Source organism: Brachybacterium sacelli (genome assembly GCF_017876545.1).
In the GTDB taxonomy this organism is placed as follows: domain Bacteria; phylum Actinomycetota; class Actinomycetes; order Actinomycetales; family Dermabacteraceae; genus Brachybacterium; species Brachybacterium sacelli.
In genome coordinates this window covers 509,577-531,201 of record NZ_JAGIOD010000002.1, presented here as the reverse complement: position 1 = coordinate 531,201, position 21,625 = coordinate 509,577, and the positions used below count along the sequence as shown (strand labels likewise).

Below are 21,625 nucleotides of genomic sequence, written 5' to 3'. Positions count from 1 at the left end.
CTTGCGCCATCGGTCCGCGCATCGGTTAGGGTTCCCGCAATCGACCCCCGCAAAGGAGCGCCCATGTCTGTTCTCGTCGCCGGTACCCCCACTCCCGCCGGTCAGGCCGCGTACCGCTTCGGGATCGAGGAGGCCCGCCGGCGCGGCGAGGACCTGATCGTGTTCCTGATGGAGGGCGAGCACACCCCCGCCTCCGATCTCGGTGAGGTGGGCGAGACTCTCGAGCACCCCGACGACCGCACCCACTCCCCCACCGGCGACCTCATCGACCGGGCGGAACGGGACGACATCTCGGCGGTCGTCATCGGCGTGCGGCACCGCACGGCGGTCGCGAAGCTCTTCCTCGGCTCCTCCGCCCAGCAGATCATCCTCGAGGCGAACAAACCGGTCCTCTGCATCAAGGCCTGACGCGGCGGACCTCACGCCGCATTCACGAAGGCGGCCCCGCTCGCGATCTGCGAGCGGGGCCGCCGTGCGTCCGGTCAGTGGGGCCGGGCGGTCAGATCTCGCCCTTCTTCAGCTGCTCGGCGAGGTACTCCGCCTGACGGATCGCGAGCGCCACGATCGTCAGCGTCGGGTTCGCCGCGGCGCCGGAGGTGAACTGCGAACCGTCGGAGACGAACAGGTTCGGCACGTCGTGCGCCCTGCCCCACTTGTCGACCACGCCGTCCTCGGGCCGTTCGCTCATGCGGCAGGTGCCGAGGTTGTGCGTGGACGGGTACGGCGTGGTGCGATGGGTGCCGACCGCGCCGACGGCGCTGTACAGCCGCTCGGCCGTCGAATAGGCGTGCTCCCGCATCGCCTGGTCGTTGGCGTGGTCATCGAAGTGGACGTTCGCCACCGGCAGCCCGTGCTGGTCGGTGACCGTGGAGTTCAGCGTGATGGCGTTGGACTCCTGCGGCATGTCCTCGCCCACCAGCCAGCAGCCCGCCGTGTTCTGGTAGGCGTCCAGCAGCTTGGTGAAGCTCGGCCCCCAGGCGCCGGGCTCGGCGAAGCTGGCCAGGAAGGCCGGCCCCAGCGAGATCGTCTGGATGTAGTAGCCACCGGCGAATCCGCGGGCGGGGTTGTGCACCGATTCGTCGGAGATGTTCCCCGCCATCGTCTCGCCCCGGTACATGGTCACCGGCTTGTCGAACTGCGCGTACACGCTGCCGGTCATGTGGCGCATGTAGTTGCGCCCCACCTGCCCGGAGGAGTTCGCGAGCCCGTCGGGGAACATCGAGGACGAGCTGAGATGCAGCAGGCGCGGCGTCTCGATCGAGTTGCCGGCCACGCACGCCACCTTCGCGGCCTGACGGTGCAAGTTCCCGTCCTTGTCCAGGTAGATCACCGCGTCCACCCGGCCGGCCCGGTCATGCATGATCTGGACGACGTGCGACTCGGGGCGCAGATCGAGCAGGCCGGTCTCCAGCGCACGGGGGATCTCCCGCACCTTCGTCGACCATTTCGACTCGTTCTTGTCCCCCTGGAAGTTGAAGCCGTCCTGGATGGAGGCCGGGCGGCCGTCGTAGGGCTCCGCATTGGTGCCGTAGGGGCCCGTCGCGTAGTGGCGATAGCCGAGCTTCTCGGCCCCCGCGGCGAGCACCTTGTAGTTGTTGTTCGCCGGCAGCGGCGGGCGTCCCCCGCGGTGGGTCGAGCCGATCGCGTCCTCCGCGCGGGTGTAATAGGGCTCCAGCTCCTCGAGGGTGATCGGCCAGTCCAGCAGGTTCGCCCCGTCGATGCGGCCGTAGGTGCTGCGGGCCGCGAATTCGTGGGCCTTCAGCCGCGGGGTCGCGCCGGACCAGTGCGTGGTGGTGCCGCCGACTGCCTTGACGATCCAGGCGGGCAGGTTCGGGAAGTCCCGCGCGACCCGCCAGCTGCCGGACGTGGTGCGGGCATCCGTCCAGGCCATCTGGTTGAAGGCCTCCCACTCGAGGTTCATGTAGTCCTCGCTGTGCAGGTACGGGCCTGCTTCGAGGACGACGCATTCGATGCCCTGGCGGGTGAGCTCGTAGGCGAGGGTGCCGCCGCCCGCGCCGGAGCCGATGATGACGACGGTCTCGGTGTCGTGGTCGATGGTCTTCATGCCTGGCCCTTCCTGCGGTTCCCGACGCGCCCTGCTCGCGCGCTGCTCTGTCCGGCAGGCACCGCGGCGCCGCGGGTGCTGGACGTGCTGGCGGAGGCCGGCAGGTCGGAGACGACCTCCTGCAGCGGCTCGCCGTCGTACTCCTCGATCCGCGGCTCGGGCAACCAGTCGAGGTCGTCGAAGCCGCGGTCGATGTAACCGCCCTTGTCGAAGGACGGGCCCTCGTAGCCGAGCGCCTCCCACACCTCCTCGTCCTCGTAGAGGGTGACCACCACCGTCTGCCGGACGAAACCGAAGTAGGTGGTGTGCTGGATGCGCAGCAGCAGCGGCAGCGCCTCCAGTGTCGTCAGCTCGTGGAACCGCCCTCCTGCCAGCGCCTGCAGGGAATCCAGCCCCTGCGCGAGCTTGAGCCGCAACCAGGCGCTCTCCTCGGCCTGCTTCTGCACGATGTCCGCGGTCCGCTCGTAAGCGGAGTCCGGGACCGTCTCGTGCGGGAATGCGGCTTTGATCAGGGCGACCAGGGTGCTCTGCGCCTCCGGTGTGCCCTCGACGTCATTGACGGCGTCGCTGCCGTGCATTGCACTCATGACTTCTCCTTCCCTGGCGTCCTCGCCAGTGACCTGGAGCACAACCTAGGAGTGGCGCGGGGTGCCCACAATCCGCGTTATCGCCGGACGAGAAGCACGAGGGGGCTCAGGCATGATGCGCCCCGAGACGGTAGGCGCGACCGGCCCGGGAGGCGCAGGCGCGCACCCGGTCCTCGACGTGCCGCACCCTGCCGGCATAGGCGGTGACCGGCGCCGAGACCGCGACCGAGCCGATGAGCATCCCGTCGTCGGCCTTGATCGACGCCGCCAGACAGTCCGTGCCGGCCCGGAACTCCTCGTGCTCCCAGGCGATACCGCGCTCCGCGATCTCTTCGAGCTGGCGACGCAGCTCGAGGGCATCGGTGAGCGTGTTCGGGGTGTGGGCGCGCAGCACACGGCCGTCGAGGTAGGCATCTCGCTCCTCGAGCCCGAGCGCGCTGAGCCCCACCTTGCCGAAGGCCGTCGCGTGCGGGCTCTCGTGGAAGCCGAACCCCATCGGCGACAGCCGCGGGCTCTGCGGGGAGTCCGAGACGTGGACGACCACGAAGTCGGTGCCGCGGTGGATGGCGAGGTAGGAGGCCATCCCGAGATCCCGGTGCATCGCGTGGACCTCCTCGCGCACCGCGCGAGGGATCCCGAGATCCTCGTGGAGGCCGACCGCGAGGAGGTGCAGCTGGTAGCCGAGGGCGAAGCGCTGCTCGTCGCGCAGGTGGACCAAGTATCCGGCGCGGATCAGCTCCTGTGCGATCCGGTACACGGTGGGCAGCGGTATCGCCGTGGCGTCGGCGATGGTGCGGGCGGTGCTGCTGCCGCCGGCGGCGACGGCCTCGAGCACGGCGAGCGCGCGGGCGATCTGCCCGGTCGGGGCCTCGTCGCCCCGGTCCTGCGTAGTGGTCATGCATCCCCTCCCACGGTTCGCTCCCATTGTGCAGCAGGATCCGTTCTTGCCTTGCGAGAATCGCCCTACCGCACATGTCGCGGGCGGGGCAGGCTGTGCCCACCCGCACGAGGAGAAAGGACCCGACGATGATCCTCATCAACGTGAAGTTCCCTGTGAAGCCCGAGTACGCCGACCGCTGGCCGGAGATCTCCCGCGAGTTCACCGAGACCACGCTGGCGGAGCCCGGCAACCTCTGGTTCGAGTGGTCGCGCAGCGTGAAGGAGCCCAACACCTACGTGCTGATCGAGGCCTTCACCGACGAGGGGGCCGGCCCGCACGTGAACTCCCCGCACTTCGCCGCGATGCAGGAGGAGTTCCCGCAGTACCTCTCCGCGACCCCGCAGATCGTCTCCCACCAGGTCGAGGGCGACGGCTGGGGCCCGATGGGCGAGGTGCAGGTGGACTGAGCCGCTCGGGTCAGCGGGCCCGCCGCTCCCGAGAGCGCCCGCTCGGGCGCCGTGACCGTCTCACGACAGATCGGTACGGTCCAGGCCGCCCAGCTCTGCACGGACCAGCGCCGCGGCGAGCCGGGCGCGGTCCGCAGGGTCGACGAGCCCGTCGAGCTCCTCCGGGTCCCGGGGCAGGCCGAGGCGTCGTGCGCCGTCGAGCGCCTTGCGGTCGACGAAGGGTGCGACGCCCGGCCAGATGCTCTGCACCTCGCGCACGAAGATCGCCGCGCCGGTGGGGCCGATGCCCGGGAAGTCCTGCAGTCGTTCTCGCACGTCCTCGGGATCCTCGGCGGCGTCGCGAAGTCGTCGCAGGTCCCCGCGGTAGGTGTCGAGCAGCAGGCGGGCTCCGTCTCCCAGGCGGGTCGCGGTGGACTCGTCGTAGCGGCGGTAGTGACCCCGGCCCAGCGCGTCGACCCGTTCCTGCCAGGTCGAGTCGACCATCCGCTGCGGGGTGCGGAACCCGGCCGCGGACAGCTCCCGCGCCGCCGCCACGGCGATGTCGGCGCCGATGCGGGTGGACAGCAGGGTCGCCAGCACCAGCAGGCGGTACAGCGGGGAGGGCTTGTCCGCGAGGTCGATGCCGGCCTGGGCGGCGTAGGTGGTGCCGTGGGCGTCCAGCAGGGCCGCGGCGATCTCACGGTGCGATCGGGCCATCAGTGCCTCCTTCCGGAGTCGCCTAGTCGGTGCCGGGCGGGCCGGCCCACCCAGATGCTCCTAGCGGGTGCCCCGTCATTCGAGCCATTCGGTCTCGATGGCCTCGGCGGGATGGATGTGGACGGCCTCATAGCCGTCGGGTCCGGTGCGGAACGTGTGCGGCATGCGCGCAGGGGCGATGAGCACCTGCCCTGCCCGCCCGACCACGGTGTCGTCGCCGAGGGTGAAGGTCGCGCTGCCGCGCCGGATCAGGAAGGTCTCGGCATAGGGGTGGAGGTGCAGGCGCGGCCCCTGCCCCTCCCGGGTCGTGGACTCGAGGATCAGCGAGACCCCGGCAGCGCCCGGCAGATGCTCGTAGTTCTCTGCCCAGTCCTCGCCGTCCTCACGACCGTCGGACCGGCTGATCACCAGATCAGCCGCCGCGGTCCCCCCGTCGGGTCCGGCGCCGCCCACCGAGCCGCTCGCGCTCATCGCTCCCACTCCGTCCCGGGCGGCCGCGGCAGATACGTCGGCACGTACTCGAGCAGCTGGAGTCCGCCCTCGAAGGTGCGGGAGGCGGTCAGCTCGAGACCGTAGTCGGCGAACTGCTCCCAGATGCGTTCGAGGCCCGTACGCCCGGTGATCACCGGGAACAGGATGACGCGGAAGCGGTCGACGAGACCGGCCTTCATCAGTGAGTTGCTGAGCCGGATGCTGCCGGTGGTGGTCAGCGCGCGGGTCGAGGTCTGCTTCAGCTCCCGCACGGCCTCGACCGCATCGGTGCTGACCAGTGTGGTGTTGGCCCAGCTCAGCGGTTCCTCGAGGGTCGAGGAGAAGACCACCTTCGGCATCTGGGCCATCTCGGCGAAGCTCGCCTTCTCCTCCTCGGTGACATCGACCCCTTCAGCGTGCTCGGCCATCTGGGACATGAGCCGGTAGGTGGTCGCGCCCATCAGCGTGAGGTATTCGGGCTCCTGCCCCAGCCAGTCGAGGTATTCGGGGCTCTGCAGCCCCCACCAGCCAGGCCAGCCCTCCCCGGCGGCGCAGCCGTCCAGCGAGAGGATGAAGTCGACCAGCAGCGGTTGGGCCGCGGAGGGTGATGGCGTGGCACTCATGCGTCGTCCTCGTCGTCGAGATCGGTTCGTGTGCGTGCCTGTGCCACATTACGACGAGGAGGGAGCTCCGGCCACCCCTCGGCGCAGATCATTCAGGCGCTGCCGCGGGCCAGGCGCACGAGGGTGAGCACGAGTCCGGCACCGACCAGGGCCCAGACCAGCAGGGCGACGCCGAGGAAGCCGACGCCGACCGCCTCGACCATGGGCAGGTGCTCGACCCGACCCAACCGCATCGAGGCCACGGCGAACATCCCCAGGGGGAAGACCATCGACCACTGCGACGGGGAGTACCGCAGCGGCACGCGGTGGAGGCGATGACGCCAGAAACCGGCGCCCGCCAGCAGTGGGACGAGCCAGGCAGCGAAGCACCAGAACACCACGACGGTCCCGCCGATGAGGCCCCGGGCCGCATCGACCATCGGCACCGACGCCATGTCCACGATGCTCGCCCCGGCGACCACCGAGATCGCCAGCGCCCCCATCGCGACCCAGTACGTCGGCTCGAACTGCTCGGGCGTGATCCCGTGGTGGAGGATCCGCAGGATCACCAGCACGGCGATCCCGACGTAGAGGATGGTCCCCACCGACCAGGACAGCACCGTGAGCACGCCGAGCAGATCGGCCAGGCGCGGGGTCGCCGGGTGCAGACCGGACAGGCCGACGGCGAGGGACTGGGAGGCCACCGACCAGATGAACCAGGTCCCGTTGGTGCGGGCGAGGATCGGTTCGCCGTCGCGGGTCATCAGCACCTGCCACGGCAGCACGTACCCGAGCACCAGCCAGATCGCCGCGGCCGTGGCCAGCAGCCCCGTGGCGACCGTGCCGAGGCCGTGCTGGTGCAGTCCGACGGCGAGCACGTCGGTACCGGCCACGACGGTGAAGAAGGCGAAGGCCGTCTCGGGGTTGCGGGCATCGGCACGCAGGCGGTCGCCGTGACGGAACCCGCGGGCCACGAGGAGGACCACCAGGACGACGAAGGCGATCGCCGCGAGCACCAGGGGGATGACCGCGACCGTCGAGGCGCCCGCCTCGTGCAGGCCGATGGAGACGATGCCCGTGCCCATCACCAGCGCGAAGTATCCCGGGGACAGTCCGGCGAGGGCCTGGTCCGTGCGGGCGGCGAGGGTGGTGGGGGCACTGGTCACGACCCCATTGTCACCTCGACCCCGTGGCGGCACGAGCAGAGCGCGGTTCCCCCGTGCTTCTCCGACCGTGAGACCCCGGACATTTGTTTGCACTCACTGCAACTTCAGGCCTACTGTCGTACACGGACGACCGTCGGGGGCGCTGAGTCATGCCCGCAGCCACGAGCGGCCGGAATCCATCACGCACGAGAGCCGGGATCCATGGCGCGCGAGAGCCGGAACCCATGACGCACGAGAGGGGCCAGGTCGCTTGACCAGCGAGACCACGGACACGACGGACCGAACGACCGCACACGAGGCGACCGAGGGGGCTTCCGAGCACCGCACACCGCAGGCCGTCAATCGCAATGTCGTCCTGGCGACCCTGGTCTCCGGAGCCTTCATCGTCATCCTGAACCAGACGCTGCTGAACACGGCGCTGCCGGCGTTCATGCGCGAATTCGGCATCACAGCGATCTCCGCACAGTGGGTGACCACGACCTTCATGCTGGTCAACGGGATCATGATCCCGGTGACGGCGTTCCTCATCCAGAAGTTCTCCACCAGGACCCTGTTCTTCACAGCGATGGGGCTGTTCACGGTCGGAACGCTGGTGTGCGCCGTCGCGCCCGTCTACCCGGTGCTGCTGCTGGGCCGCGTGATCCAGGCCGCCGGCGGCGGGATCATCATGCCGCTCATGCAGACCATCCTGTTCGCGGTGTTCCCCGTCGACAAGCGCGGCACCGCGATGGGCACCTTCGGACTGGTCATCGCCTTCGCCCCGGCGATCGGCCCCAGCCTCTCGGGCTGGATCGTCGACCACCTCCCGTGGCAGACCCTCTTCCTGATGATGCTGCCGATCGCCGTGATCGACATGATCGTCGCCTTCTTCATCCTCCGGAACGTCACCGAGCGCACGTTCCCGCGCCTGGACGTGCTCTCCATCATCCTGTCCACCTTCGCCTTCGGCGGCCTGCTGTTCGGGCTGGGCAACGCCGGCAACTCCGGGTGGACGAGCGCGCAGGCCCTCGCGCCTCTCGTGATCGGCGCGCTGACCCTGGTGTGGTTCGTGCATCGCCAGCTGCGCCTCCCGGAGCCGATCCTCGAGTTCCGCGTGCTGCGCTACCGCATGTTCACCCTCGGCACCGTCCTGGGCATGCTCGTCTTCATGGCGATGATCGGCGGAATGCTCCTGATCCCGCTGTACATGCAGAACATGGTCGGCTACACCGCGATGGAGTCCGGGCTGGTGCTCCTGCCCGGCGCGGTCGTGATGGGCCTGATGTCCCCCGTGACCGGGCGGATCTTCGATCGCTTCGGCGCCACGGTGCTCGCGACGGTCGGCTTCACCCTGGTCACCGTCACGACGTTCATGTTCGCGGTGCTCAGCACCGAGACGTCGCTGGTCTACATCGCCGTGGTCAACGCCGTGCGGATGTTCGGCACGGCGATGGTGATCATGCCGGTGACCACGGCAGCGCTCAACCAGCTGCCACCGCACCTGATCCCTCACGGCACGGCGCTGAACAACACGCTGCGCCAGGTCGCCGCTTCGGTCGGCACCGCGGTGCTCGTCACGGTCATGGCGGAGGCCGCCCGGGACCCCGAGAAGTACGGGATGGCCGGCCAGATCCATGGGGTGAACGTGGCCTTCCTCGTGGCAGGCGCGATCGGTGCGCTCGGCGTCATCGGAGCGCTCTTCCTGCGGGGCACCAAGCCACCGAAGGTCGAGACCGTGCCGTCGGCCGTGGAGGGCGCTGCCGCCTCCTGAGCGCTCCGCCCACCCCCGGGCTGCGTGCCCGTGCCGCATCTCCGCACGGCAGCCCGTGCCGCATCTCCGCACGGCAGCCGTGCGCCCGCGGGATGGCACATGAAGTTCCGGGCCGCCTCGACCGATGTTGCGATCAGCATCGGTCGGGGCGGCGCTCGACTCGGACGTGGCGCGGCGTCGCCCGCCCGGCGCGCAGCTGTCAGTCTTCCGGTGGGCTCCAGTTCACCTGCAGGGTGGCTTCGCTGGCCGCCATCCACGCCGCGAACACGGCGGCTCCGAGATCGAAGGCCACCAGGCGGGAGTCCCACCGCTCCTCACCGCGGACGCTGCCGGCGGAGAGCCCCTCACCGCGAGCGCTGTGGGCGATGAGCGCGAGACCGCCGATCAGGTTGGCGGCGCCCCAGGCGGCATTGATCCCACGGGAGGACTCTGCCCCACCGATCGGCGTGAGGTGGCACCTTCCCGCCGCGGCGGTCGCCAGGTGCGGCAGGCTGTTGGCGCACAGCAGCCCCGCGACGAAGGCCCCGGTGCGCGCTCGACCTCGGCCTCCGGGGCGCACACGGGCTGCGGTCACGGTCGCCCTCCGGTGTGGGCGCGGTCTCCGGCTCGAACTCGGTCTGCGGCCATGGATATCCTCCGGTGCGTTCGCCGCGGGGTCCGGCGGCTCCGCACCCCGTCACCCACAGTGTGACGCACGGCACAGGTATGCTCCACCTGACGGGTACGTCACGCCCCTTCAGGACATAGTGGACCCTAGAGCCAAGTAACTCTAAGGTCGAGTACTGCCTGCGGCTCCTCGGTATGCGCGGCTGTGGGCATGTGCCCTGGCCGGGTCCGATCGCCTCGCGCTCGGACGCGGCCCGTCCGTCCGTCGACCGAAAGGACCCTGATGGCCGAGGCCACCCCGATCCCTCGCCCTGCTGAGACTCCCGACCCCGGGAGGGACCCCGGCGGCGGCGGTTCGGCCTCGGAGACCAGCGCGTCCCCCTCCCCCGTGAACTGGCCGGTCTTCGGCGGCACCGCAGCACTCATCGTCGCGTTCGTGCTGTTCGCCGCGATCTGGCCGAGCACCGCGGAGACCGTGATCTTCGGTGCCATGGCCTGGGTGGCGGCGAACTTCGGCTGGTACTACGTCCTGACTGCCACCATCGTGGTGGTGTTCGTGCTGATCGTCGCGTTCTCCACGGTCGGGCGGACCAAGATGGGCCCGGACCATTCGCTGCCGAAGTACAACCTGTTCACCTGGGCGGCGATGCTGTTCGCGGCGGGCATCGGCGTGGACCTGATGTTCTTCGGGATCTCCGGCCCGGCCACGAACTACCTCACCCCACCGGACGTCCCGGCCGGTTCCGACGAGGCCGCGCGGATGGCCACCATCTGGACGATCTTCCACTACGGTATTCCCGGCTGGGCGATGTACGCGCTGATGGGCATGGCTTTCGGTCTGTTCGCCTACCGCTACCACCTGCCGCTGTCGATCCGCTCGGCGCTGGCCCCGATCTTCGGCAGGCGGATCCACGGCGCCGTCGGCCACGTGGCCGAGATCGGCGCCACCATCGGCACCATCTTCGGCATCTCGGTCTCCCTCGGCATCGGGGTCGTCTTCCTCAACTTCGGGCTCTCGGCGCTGTTCGGCATCCCGAACTCGATGGCCGTGCAGATCGCACTGATGGCGCTGGCCGTGTTCATCACGATCCTCTCGACGGTCTCCGGCGTCGACAAGGGCATCCGTCGGCTCTCCGAGCTCAACGTCGTCCTCGCTCTGATCCTCATGCTCTGGGTGCTGTTCTCCGGTCAGACCCACCACCTGCTCAACGCCCTGGTCCAGAACATCGGCGACTTCTTCTCGCGCTTCCCGTCGATGATGATGAACACCTTCGCCTACACCGACGGTGCCGCCGAGCTGGGGTACGCCTCGGACCAGTGGATGGCCGACTGGACGCTCTTCTTCTGGGCCTGGTGGATCGCCTGGTCACCCTTCGTGAGCCTCTTCCTGGCGCGCATCTCCCGCGGTCGCACCCTGCGTCAGTTCGTCGTCGGCGTGCTGCTGATCCCCTTCGCGTTCATCCTGCTGTGGGTCTCGATCTTCGGGAACGCGGCGATGAGCTTCTTCGACGACGAGAAGTTCCTGAACCTCGCCGTGAACCAGCCCGAGTCCGGGTTCTTCAATCTGCTCGAGCAGTACCCCGGAGCGATCTTCACCGTCTCCCTCGCGCTGCTGACCGGACTGTTCTTCTACGTCACCTCCGCCGACTCCGGTTCGCTGGTGATGGCGAACATGACCTCGAAGCCCTCGCGGACCGACTCCGACGGGGCGCCGTGGCTGCGCATCGTCTGGGCCGTGATCACCGGTGCGCTGACGCTGGTGATGCTGTTCATCGACGGCGTGTACACCCTGCAGGCGGCGACGGTCATGATCGGCCTGCCGCTGTCAGTGCTGGTCTACCTGGTGATGTTCAGCCTCTGGAAGGTGCTGCGGACCGAGAAGGCGGGTCTGGAGTCCCGGCAGGCTGCGCTGCCCGCACTGCTGACCAGCCGGGTGCGCGAAGGCGGGGAGCGCGGCTCCTGGCGCCAGCGGCTGCACAAGCGGATGTCCTACGCCGACGAGGAGCGGGCGCGAACCTTCGTGGACACCGTCGCCGCACCGGCGGTCGAGGAGGTCGCCGCCGAGCTCACCACCCTCGGGGCCGAGGTCTCCTGCCATCGTGGGGCCCACCCGGACAGCTCGGTCCCCTTCGTGGACCTCGTCGTCTCGTTCCCGGACGCCGAGGACTTCAAGTACCAGGCCTATCCCGTGGCCTATTCGGTGCCGAGCTTCGCCGCGAACCTCTCCACCGTGCGGGACGTCTACTACCGCATCGAGATCTTCTCGCTGCTCGGGTCCCGCGGCCGCGACATCATGGGCTTCACGAAGGAACAGGTCATCACCGATGTCCTGGACGCCTACGACGCCCACATCATGTATCTGACGATGAGCCAGGAGCTCGGCACCGCGACCGGGACCATCCCGGTCACCGCGCCCGAGACCTGGATCGACACCGATCAGGCTCCCGACCAGCGCACGGGTCAGGCAGCCGCCGCCCTGCACGAGGCCGGATCGACCCCGCCGGCGGAGTCCCCCAGGACCGCGGAGGACACCGAGCCCACCAAGAACACCAAGACCCACGAGTCGAAGGAGCGTCATGACTGACCCGACCGCCACCCTGTACATCGACGGCGCCTGGGTGCCCTCGTCCACGGGCGAGACCCGCACCGTCACCTGCCCGGCCGATCAGCGCGAGGTCGGCGTCGTCTCCGAGGCCAGCGGCGAGGACGTCGAGCGGGCGATCCTCGCGGCCCGTCGCGCGTTCGAGTCGCGCGTGTGGGCCGACGAACCCGCCTCCGCCCGCGGAGATCTCCTGCTGAAGGTCGCCGACCAGCTGCAGGAGCGCAAGGACGAGTTCGCCCGCGCCGAGGCGCTCGACACCGGCAAGCGCCTGGTCGAGGCCGAGGGCGACATGGACGACATCACCGCCTGCTTCCGCTACTTCGGCAAGATCGCCGACCAGCATCCCGGCCGCCTGATCGATGCCGGCGACGACAGCGTGATCTCGCGCGTGGTGCACGAGCCGATCGGCGTGTGCGGCATGATCACGCCCTGGAACTTCCCCCTGCTGCAGGCGTCCTGGAAGATCGCTCCGGCCATCGCCGCGGGCAACTCCTTCGTCATCAAGCCGGCGGAGCTCACCCCGCACACCACCGTCTTGATCATCGACGTGCTGGACCGTCTGGGCCTGCCCGCAGGGGTCGCGAACCTGGTGCTCGGGGACGGCGGCGTGGTCGGCGCCCCGCTCTCCTCGCACCCGGAGATCGACCTGGTCTCGTTCACCGGTGGACTGGTCACCGGTCGCAAGATCGCAGGGGCAGCCGCGCAGGGCATCAAGAAGGTCGCCCTCGAGCTCGGCGGGAAGAACCCGAACGTGGTCTTCGCCGATGCCGACTACGAGGCGGCGCTCGACAACGCGCTCAACGCCGGCTTCATGGACTCAGGCCTGCTGTGCTCGGCCGGCACCCGTCTGATCGTGCAGGACACCATCGCCGAGCGCTTCGTCGACGACCTGGTCGCCCGCGCCGAGGGCATCGTCATGGGCGGTCCCTTCGACCAGAAGGCCGAGACCGGCCCGCTGATCTCCCAGCAGCACCGTGACAAGGTCACCGACTACGTGAGGCGCGGGGTCGAGGCCGGGGCGCGGCTGCGCATCGGGGGTCATTGGGGCGGTCCGGAGCACGAGCAGGGTTTCTTCTACGCCCCGACCGTGCTGGACCGCTGCACCTCCGAGAACCCGGCCGTGGTCGAAGAGGGCTTCGGCCCGGTGATCACCGTGGAGACGTTCTCCACCGAGGCCGAGGCGATCGCGATCGCCAACGACACCGAGTACGGCCTGGCCGGCGGCGTGTGGACCTCGGACTCCGGGACCGCGAACCGCGTCTCGCGGCGTCTGCGCCACGGCACGATCTGGGTCAACGACTACCACCCCTACCTTCCACAGGCGGAATGGGGCGGCTTCAAGATGTCCGGCGTCGGCCGTGAACTGGGCGCCACCGGTCTCGAGGAGTACACCGAGGCCAAGCACATCTACGAGAACACAGAGCCCGCCGTGACCGGCTGGTTCCCGCGCACGTCCTGACCGTGCCGTTCCGGGGTCGCCCCGTCCCACGCCGACGGGACGACCCCTCCCCCACCCCTCGACTGGAAGCAGGAGACATGTCCACGCAGGACCTCACGTCCGAGAACCCCTTGGCCGCATTCGACTACGTCGTCGTCGGCGGCGGCTCCGCCGGTGCCGCGCTGGCCTCGCGCCTCAGCGAGGACCCGAGCGTCGACGTCGCCCTGCTCGAGGCCGGCCCCTCCGACCTCGAGCACCAGGAGGTGCTCCAGCTCAAGCGCTGGCCCGAGCTGCTGGAATCCGGACTGGACTGGGACTATCCGATCGAGCCCCAGGAGAACGGCAACTCCTTCATGCGCCATGCCCGGGCGAGGGTGCTCGGCGGCTGCTCCTCCCACAATTCCTGCATCGCCTTCCACCCGCCGGCGGAGGACATGGACCTGTGGGAGCGCCTCGGCGCTGAGAGCTGGAACTCCGAGACGATCCTCCCGCTCATCGCGCGGCTGGAGACGAACAAGGACCGCACGGGGAAGGGCCACGGCGCCGACGGGCCCGTGCACCTGATGGACGTCCCGGCCGAGGACCCGGTGGGCGTCGCCCTGCTGGAGGCCTGCGAGCAGGCCGGGATCCCGAAGGCCACGTTCAACGACTTCGAGACCGTCGTCAACGGGGCCAACTGGTTCCAGGTCAACCGCCAGGCCGACGGCACCCGCGCCTCCTCGTCGGTGTCCTACCTGCATCCGAACCTGGAGCGCGAGAACCTGCACGTCCTCACGGGTCTGCAGGTAATGCGGGTCCTGTTCGACGAGGACCAGCGGGCCACGGGCGTCGAGTACGTCGACAACGCCTTCGACCGCTCCTCGATCATGCAGGCGCGTCGCGAGGTCATCCTCTCGGCCGGGGCGATCGACTCCCCGAAGCTGCTGATGCTCTCGGGCATCGGCCCTGCCGATCACCTGCGCGAGATCGGACTCGACGTGCGGGTCGACTCCCCCGGCGTCGGCTCGAACCTGCAGGACCACCCGGAGGCGGTGATCTCCTGGGAGTCCGCGCAGCCGATGACCCGCGATTCCACCCAGTGGTGGGAGATCGGGATCTTCTCCCCCACCCAGGAGGACCTGGACCTGCCGGACCTGATGATGCACTACGGCTCGGTGCCCTTCGATATGCACACCCGCCGGCAGGGCTACCCGACCTCCCCGGAGTCCTTCGCGCTGACCCCGAACGTCACCCACGCCCGCTCGCGCGGCACCGTGCGGCTGCGCACGATCGACTACCGCGACAAGCCGCGGGTCGATCCGCGCTACTTCACCGACGAGGAGGGCCACGACATGGCCGTCGCCGTCGCCGGGATCCGCCGGGCCCGCGAGATCGTCGCGCAGCCCGGGATGGACGCCTACCGGGGCCGCGAGCTGTTCCCCGGGGAGAACGTGCAGTCCGACGAGGAGATCGCCGACTACGTCGCCCGGACCCACAACACCGTCTACCACCCTGCCGGGTCCTGCCGGATGGGCGCGGTCGACGATCCGATGTCTCCGCTGGACCCGCAGCTGCGGGTCAAGGGCGTGACGGGTCTGCGCGTGGTCGACGGCTCTGTGATGCCGCAGCTGGTCGCGGTGAACCCGAACATCACCACGATGCTGATCGGCGAGCGCGCGGCCGACCTGATCCGCGAGGCGCGCGGCGCCTGACCCGCGGCCAACGGCCAGCGACCCGCGGCGCCCGCCCCCACCCCCGCGTTCCCGCGGGTCGCGAGAGATAGCTTCGATCTCAGCCATTTCTGGCGCGAAAGTGGCTGAGATCTTGGCACAGCTCCATGAGGACCCGCGGGCCCGATCGCTCAGCGGGTCGCGTCGACCAGGAGCTTCCCGTTCGCCTTCCCCGCCTTGCTGACCTCGAGGGCCTCGGCGGCGTCTGCGAGTGCGAAGGAGCGATCGATCTCGACCTGCAGGCTGCCGACGGCGACCTTCTCCAGCAGCGTCCGCAGTCGCGGGCCGTCCGGGCGCACCCACACCCAGCGCCCGCCGGCCTCCTCGACGGAGGGATCGGCGATCGAGACGTGGCGCCCGCCTCGGGCCAGCAGGGCGAGGGTGTCCTCCCGGACACCGCCCACGAAGTCGGCGACCGCGGTGACGCCATCGGGCGCGATCTCGCGCACGCGCTCGACCAGGCCGTCGCCGTAGCTCACCGGCGTGACGCCGATGGCCTGCAGCGCCGAGTGGTTGCCGGTCGAGGCGGTGCCGATGACGCGGGCGCCGGTCTCGCGGGCCAGCTGTGCGGCGAGGTGGCCGACTCCGCCCGAGGCGGCGTGGATCAGTAGCGTGTCGTCACCGGTCAGCTCCAGGGTCTCGAGGCTGCGCAGCGCGGTCAGGCCCGCCAGCGGCAGTCCCGCCGCGGCCTCGACGTCCACACTCTCCGGGATCGCCGCCACGGAGGTGACCGGCAGCGCCACGAACTCGGCGTAGGTCCCTCCATGGATGACGTCGGTGCGGCCGTAGGAGGCGACGCGGTCACCGGGCGTGAACTCCGGGGTGTCGGGGCCGACCGCCTCGACGACGCCGGCCACGTCCCAGCCGGGGATCACGGGGAAGACGGTCTCGATGAGCCCGTCGAGACCGCCGGCCATCACCTTCCAGTCGACGGGGTTCACGGACGCCCGCTCCACGCGGATCAGCACGGCTCCCGGGCTGACCTTGGGGGTCGGGGCATCGGTGAGCTCGAGGGTGCTGGGGTCGCCGTACTCGGCGTAGGTCATCGCTCGCATGTCCGGGACAACACGCCACGCCGCGCGAACATTCCCGCCACCGGTGTGGGCCCCGGATCCGTTCCCCGCGGCGCCGGTCCGCCCCGGGGCCGCCGACCGACGCAGGCACCGTCCTGGAGTGCCCCGTGCCCGGAGCAGGAGGCGGCCTACCTGCAGTTCTCGGTCCGCGAGAAGGGGCGTTGCCGCTGCTGCCGATCCACTGCTGTGCTGAATCCGTGACCTGAACCACGGGTCACCGATGTCGTCACTCGATGAGGAGTAGCCATGAACACCACGAGCACCGGAACCGAGAGCCCCTCGACGGTCGAGGCGGCCCGGCGGTCAGCACCGCAGGGGCAGCGCGTCGCCGTCGTCACCGGCGCGGCACGCGGCATCGGCGAGGGCATCGCCCGGCGTCTCGCACGCGACGGCCTGCACGTGATCGTCGCCGACCTGCCGATCACGCAGGAGGGGATCGATTCCACGGTCGACGAGATCATCCTCGCCGGGGGCACTGCCACCGGGGTGAGCGTCGACGTCACCGAGGAGGACTCGGTCGCGGCCCTGGTCGCCGCGGCGGTCGAGGCCGGCGGGCACCTCGACGTGTTCGTCGCCAACGCCGGGATCGCCCAGGTCCAGGAGCTCCTGGACTACAACGCGGAGGACTTCCAGAAGATCCTCGACGTGAACATCACCGGCGTGTTCAACTCGTACCGCCAGGCCGCGAAGCAGATGGTCGCGCAGGGTCACGGCGGCAAGATCATCGGCGCCGCCTCGATCGTCGCCTTCCGCCCCTTCGCGTTCCTCGGGGCGTACTCGGCCACGAAGTGGGCCGTGCGCGGACTCACCCAGGCCGCGGCGATGGAGTGGGCCGAGCACGGGATCACGGTCAACGCCTACGGCCCCGGCATCGTCGGCACGGCGATGTGGGATCTCATCGACGAGAAGCTCGCCGCGAAGAACGGCCAGCAGCGCGGCGAGGCCCTCGCGGAGAACGCGGCCTCGATCCACCTCGGCAGGGTCTCCGTCCCCGCCGACGTCGCCAAGATGGTCTCCTACCTCGCGAGCGAGGACTCGGACTACGTCACCGGCCAGACGATGCTCGTCGACGGCGGGATCCAGTTCAGCTGAGCCGCCCCGGCGGGCCGGCGCCGCTGCGATCCTGATCCGGAGGACCCAGACAGCGGACCGCAGACCCCTCCGGAGCCGGGAGCGCGCCGGTGGTCCCGGCTCCGGAAGAGGGTCCGGCCTGCGGGGATCCTACGGATTCATCGAGGGATTGAGGTGGTAGAAGACCTCTTCACGGACGATCCGACCAGCGGCCACCGCGCAGAGCGAGAGCTTCACGGTGCGGAAGCGTTCCCCCGTCCCGTGGGCGCGCATGCCGAAGGTGAAGCGGATCGCGAAGCTGTCGTCGCCGACCAGGGGGTCGCCGACCTCGACGGATTCCATGTCGCCGTCCTCGGTCTGGCGCGCGGCGTTCTCCATGATCGCCGCGAGCCCCCGCACCTCCCGTTCCACGCCGCCCTCCTCCAGGGGCGCGACGCGCACGACGTCCGGGTCCAGCATCCGCGTGGCGTCCGCGATCCGGCCGCTGCGGAAGGCCTCGGCGTACCGGTGAGCCACTTCTGCGGTGGTGAGGGACTCGAAGTCGAGGCGGTGCAGGCGCGCCCAGTCCTGGTAGGACCGCGGTGGTCGGCCCAGGATCTCGTCGATGCCGCTGGTGACCGGTTCGGGATCCTCGATCAGCGTCGCCCAGTAGGAGAGGGCCCGGTCGGCGAGATCGACGCCCATGAGCGTCGCGTACTCCGCGCGCGCCTCGTCGGTGTCCCGCTCCTGGACCGTCAGGTCCCTGTCGAGGACGTCACCGAGGACGGCGATCTGCTCCTCCTGGGTGAGGGTCTCCGGGCCGGTGAGGGAGAGGGCACGGCCGACCAGCGAGGGATCCCTCAGCGCCCGGACCGCGGCCTCCCCGAGATCTCGCTCGTCCACGAGGGACCGGCCGGCCCCTGGATGGACCACGCTCACGGTGTCACCGGCTCGGATCTGCCCGGCCCACTCCAAGGTGTTGGCGGCGAACCCGCCGCCGCGCAGGAAGGTCCACGTGCTCGGGGACGCCTCGAGCACACGCTCGACCTCGGCATGGATCCCCGGTTGCACGGCGCTGCCGGCACCGAGCCCGCTGCGGAGGTCCGCGGCCGACAGGTAGACGACGTGCCGCACGGACGAGGTCAGCGCATCGATCACGGGCGGGATCTCCGCCGGGTCGTCGCCGATCCAGAGCAGGAAGGCGGAGTCGGCCCCGGTGGCGGCCTGCCGCACGGCGCCGGGATCCTGCAGCGTGCCCTCGATCATGGTCACCTCGGCAGGCAGGCCCGCCGTCAGAGGATGCCGGACCAGCGCGCGGACCGCCACGCCTGCTGCGAGGAGCCCGTCCACCACCTGTCGGCCGGTCCGGCCGGTCGCGCCGATGACCAGAACGGTCCGCGGCCCGGTGCGCTCGCGTGTGCTCATGGGACCAGCACCGACTTCCCGACGATGCGGCGATCCTCGATCGCCGCATGCGCCTCCGCGGCGCTCTCGAGGGGCAGCTTCTGGCCGATCACCGGCGCCACCGTGCCCGCGGCCAGGAGGTGCAGCGCCTGGCCGGCGTAGCGGTGTGCGTCCTCGTCCGTGAACTCCTCGTGCAGCCCGATCACCTGCGCTCCCCGCTCGGCGGCGAGGCGATCGGTGTCGACGAACTCGCCGGAGGCGGCTCCGTAGGCGAAGAAGCGACCGCCGTGGCGCAGCAGGCTCGCCGCCTGCTCGCCGAGCCGGCCGCCGGCGCCGTCGAAGACGACGTCGACCTCGTCCAGCCCGTCGGCCCAGCCCTCCTGCCCGTAATCGACCGCCACGGTCGCTCCCCGCTCGCGTGCGAGCTCGACCTTCTGCCGGCCGTGGGCCGCCGCGATCACCTCGACGCCGGCGGCGGCCAGCAGCGGGATCAGCCAGATGCCGATGCCGCCGCTGGCGGCCGTCACCAGAGCCCGGTCCCCGGCCGACAGCCCGGAGCGCTCGATTCGACTGACGCCCATGGCGCCGTCGCTGAGAGCGGCCAGCGCCTCGGCGGGCTCGACTCCGGCAGGGACCCGCAGGGCACGATCGACCCCGGCGAGGGCGAACTCGGCGTAGCCGCCGCCACGGTAGTGGCCGACGGAGGAGGTGCTCGCCGCCACCCGGGCACCCTGCCAGGCCGCGTCGACCCCGTCCCCGAGCTCGATCACGGTGCCGGCGATCCCGACGCCGGGGACGAAGGGCGGTTCGACCGTGAAGTACTCACGGCCCCAGCCGCTTCGCAGCTGGGTGTCGAGGAAGAGGATCTCCGCCGCCTCGACCGCGATCACCACCTCGCCGGGCCCCGGGTCCGGCCGTGGGGACTCGCGGACCTGCAGGACCTCCGGGCTGCCGAAGGCCGTCACCTCGACGCTGCGCATGGTGCATCACTCCTGGGAATTTTGATCGGACTCACTTTGTCCGTTTGAACGTACCACAACCGGACTGACTCTGTCCGATACGATTCGAGGATGACCGCTCCCCGTGGACGACAGGCAGAAGCCCGCCGCAACGACACCCTGGTGCTCGATGCCGCCCTCGACGTGTTCAGCCACGACCCCGCCGCTGCGATGTCGGCCGTCGCGCGCAGGGCGGGTGTCGGTCAGGCGACGCTCTACCGGCGCTATCCCTCCAAGGACGCCCTGCTGGTGGCCGTGGCGCAGCACGCCCTGACCTCGATCGCCGACGAAGCGTGCTCGGCCCTGTCGGTCCCGGACCCCTGGGACGGACTGGCGGGATTCCTCGCCTGGTACGCGAGCTCCGGCACCCTCCGGACCGGCGGTCTGCTGGGCACCTTCGACCCGCCCGAGGAGCTCTTCGAGGTCGCGCACCGGGGGAACGTGGCCATGCAGGAGCTCGTGGACCGTGCCATCGCATCGCATCGGGCGCGCGCGGACATCACCGGCGCGGACCTCACCCTGATCGCGACCATGGTGGCCGGGGTGGAGGCCGCCGATCCCGATCGCGCCGCGACGCTGCGGCGACGGTATGTCGACCTCGCCCTGCACGCGCTGGCGTCGACCGACGCGCCCGCACTGGCCGGACCCGCGCCCGACGCCGCCGAGCTCGAGGCGCCCTGGCGCGAGGGCCGCTGAGCCGCGCAGCCCGCAGCGGGCCGGATATCGCACGGTTCCCCCAGGGGGCAGGAGAGCGTATACCGTGGCATGCACCGCGCGACCCCCGACGCTCAGGAGAATCTGCGTGACCCCCTCGACGGTCTTCACCAACGCCCGGTATCTGGATGTCGACAGCGGGGTGTGGCGCACCGGAGATCTCGAGGTCGCCGACGGCCGCTTCGCACGGATCGACGGTGCGGAACGCGCCGCCCGCAGCGCCGGTGAGGACGTCGACGTCGTGGACCTCTCCGGCCGCCACGTGATCCCTGGCCTCATCGACTGTCACGTCCACGTGTACGCGATGACGGCGAACCTCGCGGAGCTCGAGACCGAGGCGCCGTCCTACGCGGCTCTCCAGGCGGCGCGGCTGATGGGCGACATGCTGGACCGCGGCTTCACCACCGTGCGGGACACCGGCGGCGCCGACCACGGCCTGGCCGCCGCCCAGAGCGAGGGCCTGCTGCGCGGACCACGCCTGTTCTACGGCGGCAAGTCGCTCTCCCAGACCGGCGGACACGCGGACAACCGACGTCCCGGCCAGCAGAAGTCCCTCGGGGCATCGTGCTGCACAGGTCTCGGGCTCCTCGCCGACGGCCCCGACGCCGTGCGACGGGCGGCGCGTGATCAGCTGCGCACCGGCTCCCATCACCTGAAGATCATGGCCGGCGGCGGTGTCGCCTCCCCCACCGACCGGGTGGACTCCATCCAGTACTCCCCGGCCGAGATGCGCGCGGCCGTCGAGGAGGCGCACGACGCCAACCGCTACGTCGCCGCCCACGCCTACACCCCGGGAGCGATCTCCCGCGCCCTCGAGGCCGGGGTCCGCTCGATCGAGCACGCGAACCTCATGGACCGCCCGACTGCACGGAAGATCCGGGAGGCCGGCGCCTTCGTCACCATGAACCTGGTGACCTACTGGGCGCTGAAGGAGTTCGGAGCGTCCATGGGACTGCCCGAGGCCAGCCAGCGGAAGGTCGACGACGTGCTGACCGCCGGGGAGAACGCCCTGCGGATCGCCGACGAGGAGGAGCTCCAGCTGTGCTTCGGCACGGACCTGCTGGGCGGCATGCAGGTCCACCAGTCGAAGGAGTTCGAGATCCGGGCCCGCCACCAGGAGCCGCTGGCGATCCTGCGCGCCGCGACGGTCACCGCCGCGAAGCTGCTGCAGCGCGACGGCGAGCTCGGGGTGATCCGAGAGGACGCCTGCGCGGACCTCGTGGTCCTGGACGGTGACCCGTTGCAGGACATCGCTCTCCTCTCCGACCCTGATCCCGTGATGGTCGTCCAGGGCGGCCACATCGTCTCGCGTCGCGGCGAGAGCTGACCACGACTCCCCCGACGCTC

The 21,625-nt window shown here is 70.3% G+C and carries 20 protein-coding genes; 9 read left to right on the top strand and 11 right to left on the bottom strand.

Going from position 1 to position 21,625, the window contains the following annotated elements; translation table 11 throughout:
• Positions 1-63: 63 nt before the first annotated feature.
• A complete protein-coding gene (locus tag JOF43_RS16645; RefSeq protein ID WP_209904087.1) occupies positions 64-408 on the top strand; it encodes a universal stress protein in 345 nt (114 codons plus the stop codon).
• 91 nt (positions 409-499) lie between these two features.
• Here JOF43_RS16645 and JOF43_RS16640 read toward each other — a convergent pair whose 3' ends face one another.
• The 3 genes from JOF43_RS16640 to JOF43_RS16630 form a co-directional block, all read right to left on the bottom strand.
• On the bottom strand, positions 500-2,065 hold the full coding sequence (locus JOF43_RS16640) for a GMC family oxidoreductase (RefSeq protein ID WP_209904086.1): 1,566 nt from the start codon (positions 2,063-2,065) through the stop codon (positions 500-502).
• Complete coding sequence (locus JOF43_RS16635) at positions 2,062-2,652, bottom strand: hypothetical protein (protein WP_209904085.1); 591 nt, start codon at positions 2,650-2,652, stop codon at positions 2,062-2,064. Before JOF43_RS16635 ends, JOF43_RS16640 begins: the two co-directional genes overlap by 4 nt.
• Before the next feature lie 106 nt (positions 2,653-2,758).
• Entirely contained in the window at positions 2,759-3,550 is a 792-nt protein-coding gene (locus JOF43_RS16630) for an IclR family transcriptional regulator (RefSeq protein ID WP_209904084.1), read from the bottom strand.
• Between the two features lie 128 nt (positions 3,551-3,678).
• Between JOF43_RS16630 and JOF43_RS16625 the strand changes: the two genes are divergently transcribed.
• The gene (locus tag JOF43_RS16625; protein WP_209904083.1) at positions 3,679-3,999 is read left to right on the top strand and encodes a putative quinol monooxygenase; all 321 of its coding nucleotides are present in this window, start codon (positions 3,679-3,681) and stop codon (positions 3,997-3,999) included.
• 60 nt (positions 4,000-4,059) lie between these two features.
• Here JOF43_RS16625 and JOF43_RS16620 read toward each other — a convergent pair whose 3' ends face one another.
• From JOF43_RS16620 to JOF43_RS16605, 4 genes are all read right to left on the bottom strand, one after another.
• Entirely contained in the window at positions 4,060-4,695 is a 636-nt protein-coding gene (locus tag JOF43_RS16620) for an HhH-GDP family DNA glycosylase (protein WP_209904082.1), read from the bottom strand.
• A gap of 75 nt (positions 4,696-4,770) precedes the next feature.
• The gene (locus JOF43_RS16615; RefSeq protein WP_209904081.1) at positions 4,771-5,166 is read right to left on the bottom strand and encodes a cupin domain-containing protein; all 396 of its coding nucleotides are present in this window, start codon (positions 5,164-5,166) and stop codon (positions 4,771-4,773) included.
• Positions 5,163-5,789 (bottom strand): dihydrofolate reductase family protein, encoded by a 627-nt coding sequence (locus JOF43_RS16610; protein ID WP_209904079.1) that lies wholly within the window; start codon positions 5,787-5,789, stop codon positions 5,163-5,165. Before JOF43_RS16610 ends, JOF43_RS16615 begins: the two co-directional genes overlap by 4 nt.
• Positions 5,790-5,881: 92 nt before the next feature.
• On the bottom strand, positions 5,882-6,934 hold the full coding sequence (locus JOF43_RS16605; RefSeq protein WP_342592219.1) for a tellurite resistance/C4-dicarboxylate transporter family protein: 1,053 nt from the start codon (positions 6,932-6,934) through the stop codon (positions 5,882-5,884).
• A gap of 250 nt (positions 6,935-7,184) precedes the next feature.
• Between JOF43_RS16605 and JOF43_RS16600 the strand changes: the two genes are divergently transcribed.
• Complete coding sequence (locus tag JOF43_RS16600; RefSeq protein ID WP_245354584.1) at positions 7,185-8,684, top strand: DHA2 family efflux MFS transporter permease subunit; 1,500 nt, start codon at positions 7,185-7,187, stop codon at positions 8,682-8,684.
• A gap of 199 nt (positions 8,685-8,883) precedes the next feature.
• Here JOF43_RS16600 and JOF43_RS16595 read toward each other — a convergent pair whose 3' ends face one another.
• Entirely contained in the window at positions 8,884-9,258 is a 375-nt protein-coding gene (locus JOF43_RS16595; protein WP_209904076.1) for a hypothetical protein, read from the bottom strand.
• Between the two features lie 315 nt (positions 9,259-9,573).
• Here JOF43_RS16595 and betT point away from each other — a divergent pair, with 315 nt between their 5' ends.
• The 3 genes from betT (at position 9,574) to JOF43_RS16580 (ending at position 15,021) form a co-directional block, all read left to right on the top strand.
• Complete coding sequence (gene betT / locus JOF43_RS16590) at positions 9,574-11,874, top strand: choline BCCT transporter BetT (RefSeq protein ID WP_209904074.1); 2,301 nt, start codon at positions 9,574-9,576, stop codon at positions 11,872-11,874.
• Positions 11,867-13,351: an aldehyde dehydrogenase family protein gene (locus JOF43_RS16585; protein ID WP_209904072.1), complete on the top strand. Its 1,485-nt coding sequence runs from the start codon at positions 11,867-11,869 to the stop codon at positions 13,349-13,351. Before betT ends, JOF43_RS16585 begins: the two co-directional genes overlap by 8 nt.
• 77 nt (positions 13,352-13,428) lie before the next feature.
• Positions 13,429-15,021: a GMC family oxidoreductase gene (locus tag JOF43_RS16580; protein WP_209904070.1), complete on the top strand. Its 1,593-nt coding sequence runs from the start codon at positions 13,429-13,431 to the stop codon at positions 15,019-15,021.
• A 149-nt stretch (positions 15,022-15,170) separates the two neighbouring features.
• Here JOF43_RS16580 and JOF43_RS16575 read toward each other — a convergent pair whose 3' ends face one another.
• Positions 15,171-16,085, bottom strand: coding sequence for an NADP-dependent oxidoreductase (locus JOF43_RS16575; protein WP_342592218.1), 915 nt, complete (start codon positions 16,083-16,085; stop codon positions 15,171-15,173).
• Positions 16,086-16,358: 273 nt separating this feature from the next.
• On the opposite strand from JOF43_RS16575, the gene JOF43_RS16570 reads away from it, so the two are divergent.
• Complete coding sequence (locus JOF43_RS16570) at positions 16,359-17,204, top strand: SDR family oxidoreductase (RefSeq protein WP_209904066.1); 846 nt, start codon at positions 16,359-16,361, stop codon at positions 17,202-17,204.
• A 129-nt stretch (positions 17,205-17,333) separates the two neighbouring features.
• On the opposite strand, the gene JOF43_RS16565 is transcribed toward JOF43_RS16570, so the two are convergent.
• Positions 17,334-18,587 (bottom strand): NAD(P)H-binding protein, encoded by a 1,254-nt coding sequence (locus JOF43_RS16565; protein ID WP_209904064.1) that lies wholly within the window; start codon positions 18,585-18,587, stop codon positions 17,334-17,336.
• A complete protein-coding gene (locus JOF43_RS16560; protein WP_209904062.1) occupies positions 18,584-19,546 on the bottom strand; it encodes a zinc-binding dehydrogenase in 963 nt (320 codons plus the stop codon). Before JOF43_RS16560 ends, JOF43_RS16565 begins: the two co-directional genes overlap by 4 nt.
• 90 nt (positions 19,547-19,636) lie before the next feature.
• Between JOF43_RS16560 and JOF43_RS16555 the strand changes: the two genes are divergently transcribed.
• Positions 19,637-20,260, top strand: a complete 624-nt coding sequence (locus JOF43_RS16555; protein WP_209904060.1) for a TetR/AcrR family transcriptional regulator — start codon at positions 19,637-19,639, stop codon at positions 20,258-20,260.
• 106 nt (positions 20,261-20,366) lie between these two features.
• Positions 20,367-21,605: a metal-dependent hydrolase family protein gene (locus JOF43_RS16550; protein ID WP_342592217.1), complete on the top strand. Its 1,239-nt coding sequence runs from the start codon at positions 20,367-20,369 to the stop codon at positions 21,603-21,605.
• The last annotated feature ends 20 nt before the right edge of the window (positions 21,606-21,625 follow it).

Excerpts from the sequence above, each read along its gene's own strand:
- JOF43_RS16645 (WP_209904087.1), top strand. The coding sequence starts at position 64 with ATGTCTGTTCTCGTCGCCGGTACCCCCACTCCCGCCGGTCAGGCCGCG.
- JOF43_RS16640 (WP_209904086.1), bottom strand. The coding sequence starts at position 2,065 with ATGAAGACCATCGACCACGACACCGAGACCGTCGTCATCATCGGCTCC.
- JOF43_RS16635 (WP_209904085.1), bottom strand. The coding sequence starts at position 2,652 with ATGAGTGCAATGCACGGCAGCGACGCCGTCAATGACGTCGAGGGCACA.
- JOF43_RS16630 (WP_209904084.1), bottom strand. The coding sequence starts at position 3,550 with ATGACCACTACGCAGGACCGGGGCGACGAGGCCCCGACCGGGCAGATC.
- JOF43_RS16625 (WP_209904083.1), top strand. The coding sequence starts at position 3,679 with ATGATCCTCATCAACGTGAAGTTCCCTGTGAAGCCCGAGTACGCCGAC.
- JOF43_RS16620 (WP_209904082.1), bottom strand. The coding sequence starts at position 4,695 with ATGGCCCGATCGCACCGTGAGATCGCCGCGGCCCTGCTGGACGCCCAC.
- JOF43_RS16615 (WP_209904081.1), bottom strand. The coding sequence starts at position 5,166 with ATGAGCGCGAGCGGCTCGGTGGGCGGCGCCGGACCCGACGGGGGGACC.
- JOF43_RS16610 (WP_209904079.1), bottom strand. The coding sequence starts at position 5,789 with ATGAGTGCCACGCCATCACCCTCCGCGGCCCAACCGCTGCTGGTCGAC.
- betT (WP_209904074.1), top strand. The coding sequence starts at position 9,574 with ATGGCCGAGGCCACCCCGATCCCTCGCCCTGCTGAGACTCCCGACCCC.
- JOF43_RS16585 (WP_209904072.1), top strand. The coding sequence starts at position 11,867 with ATGACTGACCCGACCGCCACCCTGTACATCGACGGCGCCTGGGTGCCC.
- JOF43_RS16580 (WP_209904070.1), top strand. The coding sequence starts at position 13,429 with ATGTCCACGCAGGACCTCACGTCCGAGAACCCCTTGGCCGCATTCGAC.
- JOF43_RS16575 (WP_342592218.1), bottom strand. The coding sequence starts at position 16,085 with ATGACCTACGCCGAGTACGGCGACCCCAGCACCCTCGAGCTCACCGAT.
- JOF43_RS16570 (WP_209904066.1), top strand. The coding sequence starts at position 16,359 with ATGAACACCACGAGCACCGGAACCGAGAGCCCCTCGACGGTCGAGGCG.
- JOF43_RS16565 (WP_209904064.1), bottom strand. The coding sequence starts at position 18,587 with ATGAGCACACGCGAGCGCACCGGGCCGCGGACCGTTCTGGTCATCGGC.
- JOF43_RS16560 (WP_209904062.1), bottom strand. The coding sequence starts at position 19,546 with ATGCGCAGCGTCGAGGTGACGGCCTTCGGCAGCCCGGAGGTCCTGCAG.
- JOF43_RS16555 (WP_209904060.1), top strand. The coding sequence starts at position 19,637 with ATGACCGCTCCCCGTGGACGACAGGCAGAAGCCCGCCGCAACGACACC.